11 protein-coding genes are annotated in these 15291 nt (G+C 69.6%); 6 read left to right on the top strand and 5 right to left on the bottom strand.

Annotated elements, in window-relative coordinates; all coding sequences use genetic code 11:
• Positions 1-76: 76 nt before the first annotated feature.
• Genes HEP73_RS10295 through HEP73_RS10285 form a run of 3 tightly spaced genes read right to left on the bottom strand, consistent with a single transcriptional unit; the run spans position 77 to position 7796 of the window.
• Entirely contained in the window at positions 77-3163 is a 3087-nt protein-coding gene (locus HEP73_RS10295) for an efflux RND transporter permease subunit (protein ID WP_185823089.1), read from the bottom strand.
• A complete protein-coding gene (locus tag HEP73_RS10290; protein ID WP_185823088.1) occupies positions 3160-6672 on the bottom strand; it encodes an efflux RND transporter permease subunit in 3513 nt (1170 codons plus the stop codon). The genes HEP73_RS10295 and HEP73_RS10290 overlap by 4 nt, the downstream gene beginning before the upstream one ends.
• Positions 6672-7796: an efflux RND transporter periplasmic adaptor subunit gene (locus tag HEP73_RS10285; protein ID WP_185823087.1), complete on the bottom strand. Its 1125-nt coding sequence runs from the start codon at positions 7794-7796 to the stop codon at positions 6672-6674. The genes HEP73_RS10290 and HEP73_RS10285 overlap by 1 nt, the downstream gene beginning before the upstream one ends.
• A gap of 217 nt (positions 7797-8013) precedes the next feature.
• Between HEP73_RS10285 and HEP73_RS10280 the strand changes: the two genes are divergently transcribed.
• Positions 8014-8403: a c-type cytochrome gene (locus HEP73_RS10280; protein ID WP_185823086.1), complete on the top strand. Its 390-nt coding sequence runs from the start codon at positions 8014-8016 to the stop codon at positions 8401-8403.
• A 7-nt stretch (positions 8404-8410) separates the two neighbouring features.
• Positions 8411-8872 (top strand): c-type cytochrome, encoded by a 462-nt coding sequence (locus HEP73_RS10275; protein ID WP_185816286.1) that lies wholly within the window; start codon positions 8411-8413, stop codon positions 8870-8872.
• 307 nt (positions 8873-9179) lie between these two features.
• On the opposite strand, the gene HEP73_RS10270 is transcribed toward HEP73_RS10275, so the two are convergent.
• Both HEP73_RS10270 and HEP73_RS10265 read right to left on the bottom strand, forming a co-directional pair.
• Positions 9180-10883, bottom strand: a complete 1704-nt coding sequence (locus HEP73_RS10270) for a hypothetical protein (protein ID WP_185823085.1) — start codon at positions 10881-10883, stop codon at positions 9180-9182.
• A gap of 16 nt (positions 10884-10899) precedes the next feature.
• Positions 10900-11496, bottom strand: coding sequence for an NfuA family Fe-S biogenesis protein (locus HEP73_RS10265; RefSeq protein WP_003468698.1), 597 nt, complete (start codon positions 11494-11496; stop codon positions 10900-10902).
• Between the two features lie 91 nt (positions 11497-11587).
• Between HEP73_RS10265 and HEP73_RS10260 the strand changes: the two genes are divergently transcribed.
• The 4 genes from HEP73_RS10260 (at position 11588) to HEP73_RS10245 (ending at position 15250) form a co-directional block, all read left to right on the top strand.
• Positions 11588-11929 carry a 4a-hydroxytetrahydrobiopterin dehydratase gene (locus HEP73_RS10260; RefSeq protein ID WP_185816284.1) on the top strand — a complete coding sequence of 114 codons (342 nt, stop codon included), beginning with the start codon at positions 11588-11590 and terminating at the stop codon, positions 11927-11929.
• A gap of 5 nt (positions 11930-11934) precedes the next feature.
• On the top strand, positions 11935-12375 hold the full coding sequence (locus HEP73_RS10255) for an energy transducer TonB (protein ID WP_185823084.1): 441 nt from the start codon (positions 11935-11937) through the stop codon (positions 12373-12375).
• Positions 12376-12493: 118 nt separating this feature from the next.
• Positions 12494-13315, top strand: a complete 822-nt coding sequence (gene zupT, locus HEP73_RS10250) for a zinc transporter ZupT (RefSeq protein WP_185816282.1) — start codon at positions 12494-12496, stop codon at positions 13313-13315.
• A 129-nt stretch (positions 13316-13444) separates the two neighbouring features.
• A complete protein-coding gene (locus HEP73_RS10245) occupies positions 13445-15250 on the top strand; it encodes a DUF3300 domain-containing protein (protein WP_185816281.1) in 1806 nt (601 codons plus the stop codon).
• The last annotated feature ends 41 nt before the right edge of the window (positions 15251-15291 follow it).

The following is a 15291-nucleotide window of genomic DNA, read 5'->3' as shown; positions in this document are numbered from 1 at the left end:
CTCCCACAACTGTTTTCGCGCGACGCAGCAAGCGACAAGCGCGCCAGCCATTCGGCGCGCGACACCGCGCCCCTGGTCAGGACACCTGCGGCGCCGGCACACCGCGGCCGCCGCGAGCGCGGCGCACCAGCTGCGCCACGCCGCCGCTGAGATCGTCGAGGATCGCGTAGATGGTCGGCAGGAACAGCAGGCTGACCACGGTGGAGAACGCCAGGCCGCCGGCGATCGCGCGCGCCATCGGGTAGTAGGCCGGGCCGTCGCCGAACATCTGCGTGGTGGTCAGCGAAATCGGCACCATCGCCAGGATCGCGGTGCCCATGGTCATCATGATCGGCCGCAAGCGCTCGCGCGACCCTTCCACCAACGCTTCGGTCCGGCCCAGGCCGCGCCGGCGCAGGTTGTTGATGTGCTCGATCATCACGATGCCGTTGTTCACCACCACGCCCATCAGCACCAGGATGCCGATGAAGGCCATGATCCCGAAGTTGGTGCCGGTGATCCAGAACAGCCAGAACACGCCGAAGATCGAGAACAGCACGCCGCTCATGATCGCCGCGGGGAACAGCAGCGATTCGAATACCGCGGCCATCACCACGTAGATCATCAGCAGCGCGATCAGCAGGTTGAACATCATCTGCTGGCCGGCCTTGTCGTCGTCCTGGCCATCGGCACCGTCGAAACTGTAGTGATAGCCGGCCGGGAAGCTGACGCCCTTCAGCGTGTCCTCCATTGCCTGCTTGGCCTCGGCCGGGGTGACCTTGACCCCGAGGTTTGCGGTGATGGTCAGCGTGGTCTGGCGGTTGGTGCGCCCGATCTGGGTCGCCGCCGGCCGCGTCTGCACGTCGACCAAGCTCAGCAACGGCACGCTGCGCCCGTCCTTGGTGCGCACGTTGAAGCTGTCCAGGTCTTCGGGCGTGGTTTCCTCGGCGCCGGCGAAGCGGACCCACACCGGTACCTCGTTGTCGCCGCGACGGAACTCGCGCAGCGAGGCGCCACGCAGCGCCAGGCCGACGAAGCTGGCGACCTGCTCGGCATTGAAGCCGAACGCCGATGCGCGCTCGCGATCCACCCGCACCGCCAACTCGGTGGTGCGGTCGCCGGTGTCCACGCGCACGTCGCGCAATTCCTTGCGCCGCGCCAGCAGCGGCACCACGTCGTCGGCGATCGCGCGCAGGGTCTGGGTGGAATCGCCGACCAGTTGCACCTGCACGCTCTGCGCACCGCTGCCCTGCCCGTTGCCGTTGCCATTGCTGCCGACGCTGTAGTCGGCCAGAGCCGAACGCGGCAGCTCCTTGCGGATCTGTTCGATCAGCGCCTGCATGTCGCGCACCTGCTTGAGGTCCACGGTCAGCGTGGTGCTGCTGCCTTCCACTTCGCTGAACCACGAATACACCTGGGTGACGTGGTAGCGCTGGCGGCGCGCGTCGATGAAGCGTTCGAGCTTGGCGACCTCGGTGGACAGCTGCTCGCGCGTATACGAGCCCTTCCACTGGTAGCCGATGAAGATCTGTTCGCCGCCGTCGCCGCCGAACATGTCCTTCTTGGTCTGCAGCATCGGCACCACGCTGAGCGCGGTGATCAGCGCGATCGCGGCGACGCTCCAGCCGCGATGGGCCAGCGACCAGCGCAGCACGCGCGCGTAGCGGCGCTGCAGGCGCGGGATCAGGCCGCGCTCGGAGCGGACCAGCGCCGGCGTGCGCATGCGCGCGGACAGCATCGGAATCAGGCTCACCGCCACCAGCCACGAGGCCAGCAGCGACACCGAGATGGTGATCGCGATCTGCGCCATGAAGATGCTGATGTTGTTGGTTTCGCCGAACAGGTTCGGCACGAACACGATGCAGTGGCACAGGGTGCCGGCCGACAGCGCGATGGCCACGTTGCGGGTGCCGATGATCGACGCCAGCTGTGGCTGGTCCGGCATGCGTTCGCGTTCCTGGTAGATGCTCTCCACCACCACCACCGCGTTGTCCACCAGCATGCCCACCGCCAGCAGCAAGCCCATCATGGTCAGGATGTTGAGGGTGACCCCGGCGAAGTACATGAAACCCAGGGTGATGGTGAAGCAGATCGGGATCGCCAGGGTCACCATCAGCGTCGACGGCCAGTGGCGCAGGAAGAAGAACAGCACCGTCACCGACAGCAGCAGGCCGACCCCGCCGGCTTCGGCCAGTTCGGTCAGCGACGAGGTCACCGCCTTGCCCTGATTGTCGATGACCTTGACCTGCACGTCGCTGAGCGCCGGCTGGGTGCGGATCTGCTTCACCTCGGCCAGGACCGCGCGCGACACCTCGACCAGATTGGCGCTGCGTTCCTTGTACACGTCCAGGCCCACCGCCGGACGCCCGTCCAGGCGCCGGCCGTAGTTCATCCGGGTCGGCTTCAGGCGGATGTCGGCGATGTCACCCAGGCGCAGGCCCTTGGCGTCGATGACAAGATCGCGCAGTTCCTGCAGGTCGCGCAGCTCGCCGACCGGCTGCACCCGCAGGCGCTGGCCGTGGTCGTCGATCTGCCCGGCCGACAGCGAGAAATTGAGCTTGCCCAGGCGCTCGCTGAGATCGTTGAGGCTGAGGTTGTGCGCGCTGAGCCGGTCCGGCGCGATCGCGATCTCGACCTCGTTCGGCGGCGCGCCGGACACCTCCACCTTGGCCACGCCGGGGATGCGTTCCAGGCGCCGCTTGAACTCGCGGTCGAGCATGTCGTAAGCGCCGGTCAGGTCGGCCGCGCCGGCCAGGCGCACCTTCAGCACCGGCTCGTCGCTGCTGGACCACTTGAACACGTGGTAGCGCTGCAGGTCGTCGGGCAGGTCGGCGCGGATCGCGTCGATGCGCTCGCGCGCGTCGGAGGCGGCGATGGCGATGTCGCGGTCCCAATCGGAGAACTCGATGAAGATGTTGGCGCCGTCGGCGGTTGCGGTCGAGCGCATGCGCTTGATCCCGGTCATCGTCGCCAGCGCTTCCTCGGTCGGCCGCACCAGGTTGCGCTCGACCTCGTCGGGGGTCGAGCCGCTGTACGGCAACTGCACGAACAGGAACGGCGCGGAGATGTCCGGCAACGCCTCCAGCGGCAGCCGGAACGCCGCGATCAAGCCGACCACCACCAGCGACACGAAGCACATGATGGTGGTGATCGGACGGCGGATGCTGAACTCGGCGACGCTCATGCCGGCTCACCCGCGCCGGTGTCGCGGCCGAGCCCTTCAAGACGCCGCCGCGCGCGCTGCCCGCGCTCGGCGTAATAGCCGTCGGCGCGGCGATCCAGGCGGTCGTAGACCACCGGGATCACCACCAGCGTGAGCAGCGTGGACACCAGCAGGCCGCCGATCACGGTGATCGCCATCGGCGCGCGCACTTCGGCGCCCTCGCCCGACGCCACCGCCAGCGGCAGGAAGCCGAACAGCGTGCACAGCGTGGTCATGATGATCGGGCGCAGGCGCGAGCGTGCGCCTTCGATCAGCGCCTCGCGCTTGGCCACGCCTTCCTCGCGCAGCTGGTTGACCTTGTCGATCAGGATGATCGCGTTCTTGGTCACCAGCCCGACCAGCAGGATCAGGCCGATGAACACCACCACCGACACCGGCTTGCCGCTCAGCAGCAAAGCCAGCACCGCGCCGACCATCGCCAGCGGGATGGTGAACAGGATCACGAACGGGTGCAGCAGCGATTCGAACTGCGAGGCCATCACCAGGTACACCAGGAAGATCGCCAGGCCGAACGCGAACAGCAGCGACTTGGCCGACTGCGCCAGTTCCTCGCCCTGTCCGCCGATGTGCATGCCGACGCCGGCGCCGAGCGGCTCGCGCGCGACCATGTCCTGCACCTCGCGCACCGCGCCGCCCAGATCGATGTCGCGCAGGTTGGCCGACACGATCGCCACGCGGATCTGGTCGGCGCGGTGGATCTCGCTGGGACCGGTGGTGGCGACCACGTCGGCGACCGCATCCAGCGTCACCGGCTTGCTGCTGCCGGGATTGACGATCAGCCGGCGGATGCTGTCGACGCTGGCGCGGTCGCTCTGCTGCGCGCGCACCAGCACGTCGATCTTGCGGTCGCGGAAGCTGTAGCGGGTGGCGACGTCGCCGCGCACCTTCTTCACCACCACGTCGGCGATCTGCCGCGTGGTCAGGCCCAGCGCACCGGCACGTTCCTGGTCGAAGCGGATCTGGATTTCCGGGAAGCCCTCTTCCACCGTCGATTTCACGTCGGCGTAGTGGCCATTGCCGCGCAACATCGCGGTCAGCTTCTGCCCGGCGTGCTGGATCGTCTCCAGGTCCTGCCCGCGCAGCTCGATTTCCAGCGGTGTGGAGAAACTGAACAGCTCCGGGCGGCTGAAACCGACCTGCACGCCCGGATGCCTGCGCATCGTCGCGCGCATGCGGTCGCTCTGCTGCGCCTCGAACTGCGCGCTGCCGCCGCCGGCCATGGCGATGGTCAGCTTGCCGATGTTCTCGCCGCTTTCGGTGGGGCTGGCATCGAGCCGCGTGCCGCTGCCGCTGACGCCGTACAGCGCCTGAACGCCGGCGTCCTTGCCGTGGGTTTCCTGCAGTTCGCGCACCAGCGCATCGGTCTGCCGCAACGGCGTGCCGGCCGGTAGTTTCACCGTCATCTCGAAGCGGTCCTGGGCCAATTGCGGGATCAGGTCGGCGCCGAGCATCGGCACCACCGCCAGCGTCGCCGCGAACGCCAGTGCGGCCAGCCCCAGCACCTGCCACGGCCGCGCCAGCGCGCCCGGCAGCAGCCGCAGATAGCCGCGTTCGGCGCGCGCATACGGCGCCATCGCTAGGTCGCTGGCCTTGCGCATCACCGGCGCGACCACCGCCACGCCACCGCGCCACAGCCGCACCACCAACCATGCCGCGCCGAAGAAACCGCCGCGCACCGCCGCGGCGGCACCGCGCCGGCCCCACGCCACCGGCTTCAGCCAACCGCGCTGCGGCTGCCAGTGCGGCTGCTCGGGCTCGGGCGGGAACGCCATCGGCGGGCGTCCCTTCAGCGAACTGAGCATCGGGATCAGGGTCATCGACACCACCAGCGAGATTGCGATGGCGATCGCCACGGTCAAGGCCTGGTCGCGGAACAGCTGCCCGGCCACGCCCTCGACGAACACCAGCGGCAGGAACACCGCGATCGTGGTCAGGGTCGAGGCGACCACCGCCATGCTGACCTCGCGGGTGCCGGCGATCGCCGCATCGAGGATGCTCAGACCCCGCTCGCGCGCCTTGGCGATGCTCTCCAGCACCACGATCGAATCGTCCACCACCAAGCCGGTGGCCAGTGCCAGGCCACCCAGCGACATCACGTTCAGGCTCAAGCCCAGCTGGCCCATGAAGAAGAACGTGGCCACGATCGACACCGGCAACGACAGGCTGATCACGAACGTGCTCCAGCCGTCGCGCAGGAACAGGAAGATGATCAGGATCGCCAGCAGGCCGCCGATCACCGCATCCTTTTTGACGTCGCCGATGGCGTGCTCGATGAAGCGCGACTGGTCTTCCAGCGTGGTCAATTCCACGTCCGGCGGGATCTGCGTCTTCAACTGTTCCAGGCGCTTGCGCAGCGCCGCCGCGGTGGACACGGTGTTGGCGTCGCCCTCCTTGTAGATCGCCAGTTCCACCGCTTCCTTGCCGCCCAGGCGGATGATCGCCTCGCGCTCCTTGTAGCCCTGCCGCACCTCGGCCACGTCCTTGAGCCGCACCGGCATGCCGTTGGCGATGGTGGTGGTGGAACTGGACGAGGCGCTCTGCGCCGCCGAGGCCGCGGCCAGCGCCGCTTCCGAACCGGTCGAGGCGGCGATCGCGTACATCTGCTGCATCGCCGAATCGGCGGCGCTGCTGCCCGCGCCCTGGGTGGTCAGCAACAGATTGCGGATCTCGTCCAGGTCGGCGAACTGGTTGACCGTGCGCACCAGGTAGCGCTGCGAGCCCTGTTCCAGGCGCCCGCCGGAGATGTTGATGTTCTCTTCCTTGAGCCGGGTGATGACGTTGTCGATCGGCAGGCTCAGCTGCGCCAGCCGCTGCTGGTCGATGTCGACCTGGATCTCGTCTTCCAGCCCGCCGCCGACCTTGACCGCGGCCACGCCGGCCACCGGTTCCAGTTTCTTCTTCAGATCCTCGTCGGCATAGCGGCGCAACTGGGTCAGCGCGCGCACCGCATCGGCATCGCTGGCCGGCGTCGCCTTGCTCGCCAGCACCAGACGCATGATCGGTTCGGTGGACGGATTGAAGCGCAGCAGCACCGGCGCCTTGGCTTCCAGCGGCAGCTCCAGCGCCTCCATCTTGTCGCGCACCTCCAGGCTGGCCTGGTCCATGTTGGTGCCCCAGGCGAACTCCAGCACCACGTCGCTCTGCCCGGTGCGCGACACCGACTTGAGCTTGCGCAGGTTCTTGACCACGCCGACCGCTTCCTCGACCGGCTCGGTCACCAGCGTCTCGATCTCCGACGGCGCCGCGCCGGTGTACTCGGTGCGCACGGTCAGGGTCGGATAGCTCAGGTCGGGCAGCAGGTTGACCTTGAGGCTGTTCAGCGCGATCACGCCGAACAGCAGCAACGTCACCGTGGCCATCGCGATGGTGACGCGGCGGCGTGTGGCGAATTCGACCAGCCCGCCACCGCGCACGCCGGGCGGCGCGTGTTCGTGCGGATCGCTGCCGTGATCGGAACCGGCGCTGGTCATCAGTGCGCTCCGACCGCGGCGCCGCTACCGACCTCGGCGACCTCGCGCTGCGGCGCGATCACCTGCACGCGGCTGCCGTCGCGCAAGGCGACCTTGCCGGCGGTGACCACCTGGTCGCCGGGCTGCAGGCCGTCGCGGATCTCCACCCACGGGCCTTCGGAATAGCCCAGCTTGACCGGCACCCGCGTCACCTTGCCGGCGCTGACCCGGAACACCGCCGGCTCGCCGTCGTCGAGCAGCGCCAGGCGCGGCACCACCAGCGCATCGGCGCGCTGGTCGTAGTCGATGCGGATGCGTCCGAACATGCCCGGTTGCAAGGCTTCGGCGCCTTCCTCGAACGCGCACACCACGCGGAACGTACCGCTGCCCGAATCCACCACCGGCGCGATGCGATCGACCTTGCCCAGGTATTGCTTGCCCGGCAGCGCGTCGGCCAGCAGCGTCACCGGCTGCCCGGCCTTGAGCGTGGCCAGCTCGCGCTCGGGCACATTTAGCGTGGCTTCCAGGCGCGAGTCGTCGACGATGCGGAAGATCGGCGTATTGATCTGCACGAAGTTACCGGTCTTGATCGAACGCGACGCGATCACCCCGGAGATCGGCGCGACCACCGTGGCGTAGGACAGTTCCAGCGACGCCAGCTGGTGCTGCGCGCGCACGTTGGCCAGGTCGTACTTGATCTGGTCGACGTCGGCGGCGCTGACCAGTTGCTGTCCGACCAGTTGTTCCGAGCGCCGGTAATTGTTCTCCAGCTTGCGCAGCTGCGCCTCGCTCTGCGCCACCGCCAGCCGCGCGCGGTCCGGGTCAAGCCGCACCAGCGGCTGCCCGGCGCGGACCTGCTGGCCCTCCTCGGCCAGCACCGCCAGCGCCACGCCGGAGGTCTTGGCCACCACCTGCGATTCGGCGCGCGCCTCCAGCGCCGCGGTGCCGCTGTAGCTGGCCGCCACTGCGCGCCGGCTGGCCTTGGCCACCTCGACCGGCACCGCATCGGGCGCCTTCTCGGCCTCCTTGGCCTTGGCCTGCGCATCGCCGGCCGCCGGCTTGCAGCCGCCGAGCAGCAGTGTGGAGGTGATCAACAGCGCGGCGGCGCAGCTGGCGGTGCGTCGGCGCGTGGAATATCGCGTCATCGTCGTGTCCCTGGTGGATGGCGTGAATGGTGTTGTAGGTAAGTAGATCACCTGATGACGCTCACGTGAATGAGCCAAAGGTCATGGTTCCCCGCGCCATGCAGCATGGAGGATTGCCAAGGCCTGTTTCGGAGCCGCGAAAGGCCAGGCTATACTCGGGTCGTTCCGTGTTCCCCCACGCCGGAACGCCCAGTCCCGTCCTCCGGACCACGTAACCATGCGCACGCAGCCGCTAGCCGCTTGTTTTGCTTTGGCCGTACTCGTTTCTCTCGGGGTTACCCCGGCAGTGGCGCAGACCGCGCCGGCGCCCACCGCTCCCGCCCCGGCCGCCACCCCGGAAGCGCCCGCTGCCGCCGTCGGCCATGCCGACAACGGCAGAACGTTGACCTATACCTGCCAGGGCTGCCACGGCATCACCGGCTACAAGAATGCCTATCCGAGCTACCGCGTTCCCAAGATCGGCGGCCAGTCGGCGCAGTACCTGACCCAGGCGCTGACCGAATACCGGCTCGGCAAGCGCAAGCATCCGACCATGCAGGCCCAGGCGGAGAGCTTCTCCGACCAGGACATCGCCGACATCGCCGCTTACCTGACCACCCTCAAGTAGCCATCCCATGCCGAAAGCCGCGCACGCATTGCGTCCCGCCATCGTCCTGCTTGCTGCCCTGTGCCTGGGGGCGTGTTCGCAATCGCAGGTGGAATCCACCAGCCAGTCCGCCGGCGACGCCGGCCACGCCAGCGGCGAACATGGGTCCGGCTCGTCCGCCGGCCTGCCGAGCGGGCGTGCCGCCGCCGGCGAGAAACTGGCCCATGCCAAGGGCAAAGCCACCGGGCAGAGCTGCATCGACTGCCACGGCGCCGACGGCAACGCGCCGATCGACCCGAGCTACCCCAAGCTCGGCGGCCAGTACGGCGACTATGTCGCGCATGCCCTGCAGGCATACCGCGCCGGCGATCGCCAGCATCCACTGATGACCCCGCAGGCGGCGCCGCTCAGCGACCAGGACATCGCCGACCTGGCGGCGTATTTCGGATCGCGCGCCACCCAGTTGCACGACCTGCACAACCCGAATTGACCGGGCGCGCCGGCATCTGGCCGGCGCCGGTTCCCACAGCCAGTCCGTTGGGCGCAGCGAACGCAATCCGGCATTGCGCCGGTTTCGGCGTTCGGTCGCGGCTGAAGCCGCTCCTGCAGTGCAATCAACGCGTCGGCCGCGAATCCTGTAGGAGCGGCTTCAGCCGCGACAGAATCTACCGGTAACACCTGTCGCGGCTGAAGCCGCTCCTACAATGCGGGCGTCTGCACGTTGGCGGATCGCTGCCGCATGCATGCCGCAATCACCGCTGGCTGGACGCCAAAGCGGATGCGCGAACTGCCGGCGCCTACTTCATGCTGCCGTTGTCTTCCTGCAGGCCCGGCTTGAACGGCACCGCCGGCGGCGGCCGCGCGCCGGCGGGCTGGTCGTTGAGGTTCGGATCGGTGATGCCGCAGCCGCCGCCCAGCTGCAGGATCGAGACCACGCATGAAATGCTGCTGCTGGTGCCGGGAATCGGGATGTTGACGGTCTTGATGCCGCGCCGCACCCACTCTTCCAGCAGCGTCGCGTTCGGCAACCAGTACTTGTCGAACGAGGTCGGCTTGTAGTCGTACGGCGGACGCTTGAGCCACTGCCCGGCATTGGCGATCTGGTCGCGCGACCAGCTGTCGGTCTCGCTGCCGGGCGCGCCACGCGGCGGCGCCTTACCCTGCCCTTCGCCGCCAGGCACGCGCACGCTGCCATCGCCGTTGAACATGCCATTGCGCTGGCTGGCGCCGGCACCCGCGTCGCCGGCGCGATTGCGCGCCGATGCGCCCCAGTCGTCGCCGCGCTGCGGCGTCGCCCAGCCGCCGTCGTGCGCGACCGCCGCCGGACCGCTGCCCGGCGCGGCCGCCTGGCTGCCGGGCGGCGCGGTGCCGCTGCCAGCCGGCGTTCGGGTCTCGGCCTTGCCTTGCGCCGCGGCGCTGGTCTGGGCTGCCGCCTGCGCCGAGGCCGCGTCAGCCGCCGGCGCGCTTGAAGGCGTCTCAGGCTGCGCGGCGACTGCCGGCGTCGGCGTCGCCGCCGTGGCGGGCGTCGGCAGTTCGATCTGCCGTACCTGCGGCGCCTCCGGCGTGCGCAGCGTCGGTGCGGGATCGCGCGCGCGGATCTGCGGCATCTGCACCTGGACCTGCGGCAGCGGCTCGGGCACTTCGCGCTCGCGTACCTGCAACTGGGGCTCGGACGGACGCGGCACCGGCACTTCGCGCGGACGGATCTGCGCCACCGTCGGAATCTCGGTGACCACTTCGACTTCGCGCTCCGGCACCTGCACGCTCGGCGGCGCGATCTCGCGCAGGGTCAGCGTCGGTTCGCGCACGCTGGGCGGCGGCAGTACGAAATCGCTGCTTGGCTGTGCGGTCTCGGTGACCTGCAACGGCTGATCCGGCGGTAGCGGCGGTGGAGTGGTCACCGCCTGCGCGGTGCTCGCCGCTGGCGTGGCGGAGGCGGCCGGCGCCGCGGCTGCGGTCTTGGGCTGCGTGGCGGCAGTCGTCGCCGCGGCCCGCTGCGCACTTGCCGCTGCGGCTTGCTGCGCGGCGGCCGCGGCGGCCGGGTCTTGCGCGGCCGCGCCGCCACCGGTTTCGGCCGGGGTGCCGCGGCCGACGAATTCCACCTGCACGCGCCCGGCCTCGCTCGGGTCCGGACGCGGCGGCAGCAGGCGCACGAAGGCGACCCACAGCAGGAACAGCGCGAACAGCAGATGCAAGGCCAGGCTGACCAGCGCCGCGATCCGCCGCCACCAGCGCTGGTCGTACGGTGCCGGGTCCCAGTCCTGCCACCACAGGCGGCGGAACGCCTGCCATGGGCTCAGCGCGGGTAGGCGCGAGGTCGGCGCCGGCAGTGGCTGCGGCAGTGCCGCGATCAACTCGGAGGAGACGAACGGGCGCGGCTTGGCCGGCTGTGAGGAGATCCAGTGCGCCCAACCGTACGGCAGGCCGGTGCGGCGATCGCGCAGCAGCTTGCGCGGCGAGCGCGCCAACAGCGCGGCGAGGATGTCGGCGGCGCGCGTCACCGGCGTAGCGGAGGAATCAGGCCGCGGAATCGCGCGGGATGTACGGGGCGCTGCCGCTGTCGTGGTCGGTGGCGTCGCGCACGGCGGTGATGCCGGGCACGCGTCCCATCAGCGTCTTCTCGATGCCCTGCTTCAGGGTCACGTCGGCCATGCCGCAGCCGTGGCAGCCGCCGCCGAAGCGCAGCAGCACCACACCCTCGGCCGACACCTCCTGCACCGCCACGCGGCCGCCATGCTGGGCCAGCTGCGGATTGACCTCGTTCTCGACCACCCAGCGCACCCGCTCGACCAAGGAGGCGGCCTCGCCCGGCGCCTCGCCCTTGATCTTCGGCGCCTTGATCGTCAACTGCTGGCCGGTGCCCTGGGTGACGTAGTCGATCTCGGCGCCGTCCAGCCAGCCGACGCTGTCGGCGGCCACGTACAAGGTGAAGCCGGCGCAGTCGATCGCCCATTCGTCGCCGGCCAGGTCCGCCGGTTCGGCGAACTCCAGCCGCGCATCGGCGCGTGCGGTACCGGGGTCGACCGCGCTCAGGCGCACGCCCATGCCGGGCACGGCCTCGCGTTCGAGCAGTTTGCGGAAATGGGTCTGCGCGTTGTCGGAGATCTGGATCATGCGGTTATTCTAGCGCTTCCACGCGACCGGCTCATCGCGAACTTTTCCCATCGGCGGCGCGTTCAGCCAGCCTGCCGCGGAGGCTCCAAGAATGAACGACCTGATCCCGCTAGCACAGGCCCATTGCTCGCCCTGCAAGGGCAGCGAATACAAGCTCACCCAGGCGCGCCTGGCCGAATTGTTGCCGCAGGTGCCCGGCTGGGAGCTGGTCGAGAACGGCATGGCGATCAGCCGCACGTTCCGCTTCCCCGACTACTACCGCACCATGGCGTTCGTGAACGCGCTGGCCTGGATCGCGCACCGCGAAGACCACCACCCCGACCTGGGCGTGCACTACGACCGGGTGGTGGTGCGCTATTCCACCCACGACGTCGGTGGCCTCAGCGAAAACGACTTCATCTGCGCCGCCAAAGCCTCGGCCCTACCGGAATGACTCCCATGCCTGCCGCATCCCGCCGTTCCCTCCTCGCCGCCTGCCTGCCGCTCGCCGCCGTCCTGTTGCTCGGCGGCTGCGGCAAGTCCGGACAATCGCAGACCCAGCGCGTGGCCGCCGCGCCGACCGAAGTTGCCGCGGTGCAGACCCCGCCGCCGGACTACCCGATCGAACTGGCCTGCGCCGGACTCGGCGGCAAGGCCGTGCTGAGCGTAGTGGTCGGCGTGCAGGGCAAGCCCACCGACGTGCAGCTGGTCAGCAGCAGCGGCCAGCCCAAGCTCGACGCGTCGGCGCAGCAGCGCGTGCGCGAGTGGATCTTCAATCCCGCCACGCGCGACGGCAAGGCGGTGCCGCGCACGATCCAGGTGCCGGTCAACTTCAATCCGCCGCAACCGCGGCCGGACCGCTGCTTCGCGCTCGACGCGCAGGCGCACCGCTCCAGCTGAGCGCGGCCCACGGGCCGCTTGCGCGCGCAGCGCCGACAATGGCGCGGCGCCGCCTTCACACTCCGCCAGCCTCGCGCCCGCTTTCATCTGCCGTCTCGACACAGGAGCCGCCTGGCGCATGCTGGATATTCCGTCGCACAACGTATGGGTCGCCTTGGCGGTGACCCTGGCCGCCGGTCTGGCCACCGGCCTGGGCAGCGTGCTGGTGCTGTTCACCAAAGGCCCCAATCCACGCCTGCTCGCCTTCGGCCTGGCCTTCGCCGGCGGCGCAATGGTGTACGTATCGCTGACCGAGATCCTCGGCAAGTCGGTCGCCTCCTTCAGCCAGGCGTTCGATCCGCGCCTGGGCTACGCCTATGCCACTTTGGCGTTCCTGGCCGGCATGGCGTTGATCGTGGTGATCGACCGGCTGGTGCCCAATCCGCACGAAAGCCTCAATGCCCAGGACCCGCTGTTCCGCGCCGACAACCGCGCCTACGTCAAGCGCGTCGGCCTGCTGACCGCGGTGGCGATCACCGCGCACAACTTTCCGGAAGGCCTGGCGACCTTCTTCGCCACCCTGGAAAGCCCCACCGTGGGCATGCCGCTGGCGTTCGCGATCGCCGTGCACAACATCCCCGAAGGCATCGCCATCGCGGTGCCGGTGCACTACGCCACCGGGCGCAAATCCTATGCCTTCGCCGCCAGCCTGCTGTCGGGCCTAGCCGAGCCGATCGGCGCGATCATCGGCTATGTGGCGCTGTCGCGATTCCTGTCCGAGGCGATCTTCGGCTCGGTGTTCGGGGTCATCGCCGGGGTGATGGTGTTCCTGGCCCTGGACGAATTGCTGCCGGCCGCCAAGCGCTACGCCAAGGGCCACGAAACCGTATACGGGCTGGTCGCCGGCATGGCCACGCTGGCGCTGAGCCTGGTGCTGTTCCGCCTGTCCACCACACCCTGAGCTGATGCGGCGCCCCGGCTGAACGGACGCTGGCGCGAGCGTGTTGCAGCGCTTCGCAGAAAGCTTGCAGACATGCAACACAGAGCATCCTGCGCGCAACTTCCGAACGCCACGTGGAAAAGGTGCAGCATGGATATCCGCTCCCTGCCATCAACGAAGTTGACGCTGGCGCTGGTCACCGCCGTGAGCGTGCTGACGCTGAGTGCGTGCCAACAGCAACCGGCGCCGGCACCGGCCACGGCGACCGCCGCCGCACCCGCGCCCGCGCCCTACGTGCCGCCCAGCGCCGATCAGCTGTACAAGCTGGTCGCGCCGATCGCGCTGTTTCCCGACAAGCTGCTCGCCCAGACCCTGGCCGCCTCGGTGTATCCGGACCAGGTCGGCGATGCCCAGGGCTGGCTGCACAGCAACAGCGGCCTGGCCGCGGCGGACCGTCTGCAGGCGGCGGCAGCGCAGCCATGGGATCCCAGCGTCAAGGCGCTGATCGCCTTTCCCGACGTGGTCGAGCAGTTGGCCAGCAACGGCGACTGGACCCGCGCGCTCGGCGATGCCTATGCGCACGACCCCAACGAGGTGCTCGACGCGATCCAGGTCATGCGCGGGCGCGCACAGGCGCAGGGCCATCTGCGCAGCACGCCGCAGCAACGGGTGCAGGTGGTGCAACGCACGGTGGTGGAACCGGCCTACGCAGACGAGCGGATCCCGGCGCCGCGCCAGACCATCGTCATCGAACCGGCGCAGCCGGATGTCGTCTATGTGCCGCGCTACGATCCGGACGTGGTCTACGGCGCACCGGTCGACGTGTACCGCGAGTACCGCTACCACCCGCGCTACTACAGCGAAGGCGACCTGGTGACCGCCGGCATCATCTCCTTCGGCGTCGGCGTGCTGGTCGGCGACGCGCTGGAACACCACCACCACGGCCCGCTGGGCTGGCTGCAGCCGGAACCGGCCTGGCACCGCTGGGGTTGGAACAGCTGGGGCATGAACTGGAACGCCCCACCCTCGGCACCGCACTACGTGGTCTACCAGAACCGCGTCTACGCGCCGCGCACCACCATCATCAACAACAACATCACCAACAACATCAGCAACAACCGGATCGACGCGCGCAGCTTCGTGCACAACGACAACCGCGGCTTTGCGCAGCGGGCGGCGCTGGCGGCGATGCCTGCGGCGGCGGCCGCTGCCGCGCTGGCGCCGCGTCTGGCCCAGAACCCGCACGGCCCCGCGCCGCAGTTCGCCCCGGCGGCGGCGCCGCGCCACCCAGTCGACTATGCACAGCTGTCCACGCCGCATTTCAACGAACGGATGCTGCAGCCGGGCCGTCCGGTCGTGGCGAACGCGGCGCAGCGGCCGCCGCTGCCCGGGCTGAACGGCCCGAACGCAACGGGTGCTGCACGCGATCCGCGTGCGCAGCCGCCATTCGCGCAATCGCCGCACGCGCCGATGCCGATGTCCGCGGCCGATCCCCGCCACGCCATGCCGGTGGCCAACGCTGCCGCAATGCAGCGGCACGAGATGCCGCAGGCGCCGCGCGCCAACGCGCCGATGCCGATGGGGAACGTGCAGATGGCGCATGCAGCACAGCCGCGGGCGATGTCCATGCCGGCACCGCCCCGCGAGGATCCGCGTGCGCAGCAGGCCCGATTCGCCCAGCCCGAGCCGTCGCGGCCGGCGCCGCACCAGGTCGCCGCCTTCACTGCCCAACAGCCGCCCCCCGCGCACCGGGAGGCGCCGATGCGGGAGTTCCCTGAGCGCGTTCAGGCCATGCCGCGACAGGAACAGCAGCGGCCGCAGATGCAGGAACAGCGCATGGCGCGGATCGAGCGGCCGCAGCCGATGCACGCGGCCGAGCCGCGCCCCGCTCCGCGTCCACAGCAAGCGCATTCCGAGCCGCACCACGCGCACGACCACGACAAGCACAACGGATAGACGGCACCGGCGGGGCGGCGGCGGACGACACCGCGCCGCCC

The organism is Xanthomonas sp. GW (assembly GCF_014236815.1).
Lineage (GTDB): Bacteria > Pseudomonadota > Gammaproteobacteria > Xanthomonadales > Xanthomonadaceae > Xanthomonas_A.
This window is presented reverse-complemented; position numbering and strand designations above follow the sequence as displayed.

What these genes read in the sequence shown, in the direction of transcription:
- HEP73_RS10265 (WP_003468698.1), bottom strand. Translation starts at nt 11,496, where the DNA reads ATGATCCAGATCTCCGACAACGCGCAGACCCATTTCCGCAAACTGCTC.
- HEP73_RS10280 (WP_185823086.1), top strand. Translation starts at nt 8,014, where the DNA reads ATGCGCACGCAGCCGCTAGCCGCTTGTTTTGCTTTGGCCGTACTCGTT.
- HEP73_RS10295 (WP_185823089.1), bottom strand. Translation starts at nt 3,163, where the DNA reads ATGAGCGTCGCCGAGTTCAGCATCCGCCGTCCGATCACCACCATCATG.
- HEP73_RS10260 (WP_185816284.1), top strand. Translation starts at nt 11,588, where the DNA reads ATGAACGACCTGATCCCGCTAGCACAGGCCCATTGCTCGCCCTGCAAG.
- HEP73_RS10245 (WP_185816281.1), top strand. Translation starts at nt 13,445, where the DNA reads ATGGATATCCGCTCCCTGCCATCAACGAAGTTGACGCTGGCGCTGGTC.
- HEP73_RS10275 (WP_185816286.1), top strand. Translation starts at nt 8,411, where the DNA reads ATGCCGAAAGCCGCGCACGCATTGCGTCCCGCCATCGTCCTGCTTGCT.
- HEP73_RS10285 (WP_185823087.1), bottom strand. Translation starts at nt 7,796, where the DNA reads ATGACGCGATATTCCACGCGCCGACGCACCGCCAGCTGCGCCGCCGCG.
- zupT (WP_185816282.1), top strand. Translation starts at nt 12,494, where the DNA reads ATGCTGGATATTCCGTCGCACAACGTATGGGTCGCCTTGGCGGTGACC.
- HEP73_RS10290 (WP_185823088.1), bottom strand. Translation starts at nt 6,672, where the DNA reads ATGACCAGCGCCGGTTCCGATCACGGCAGCGATCCGCACGAACACGCG.
- HEP73_RS10255 (WP_185823084.1), top strand. Translation starts at nt 11,935, where the DNA reads ATGCCTGCCGCATCCCGCCGTTCCCTCCTCGCCGCCTGCCTGCCGCTC.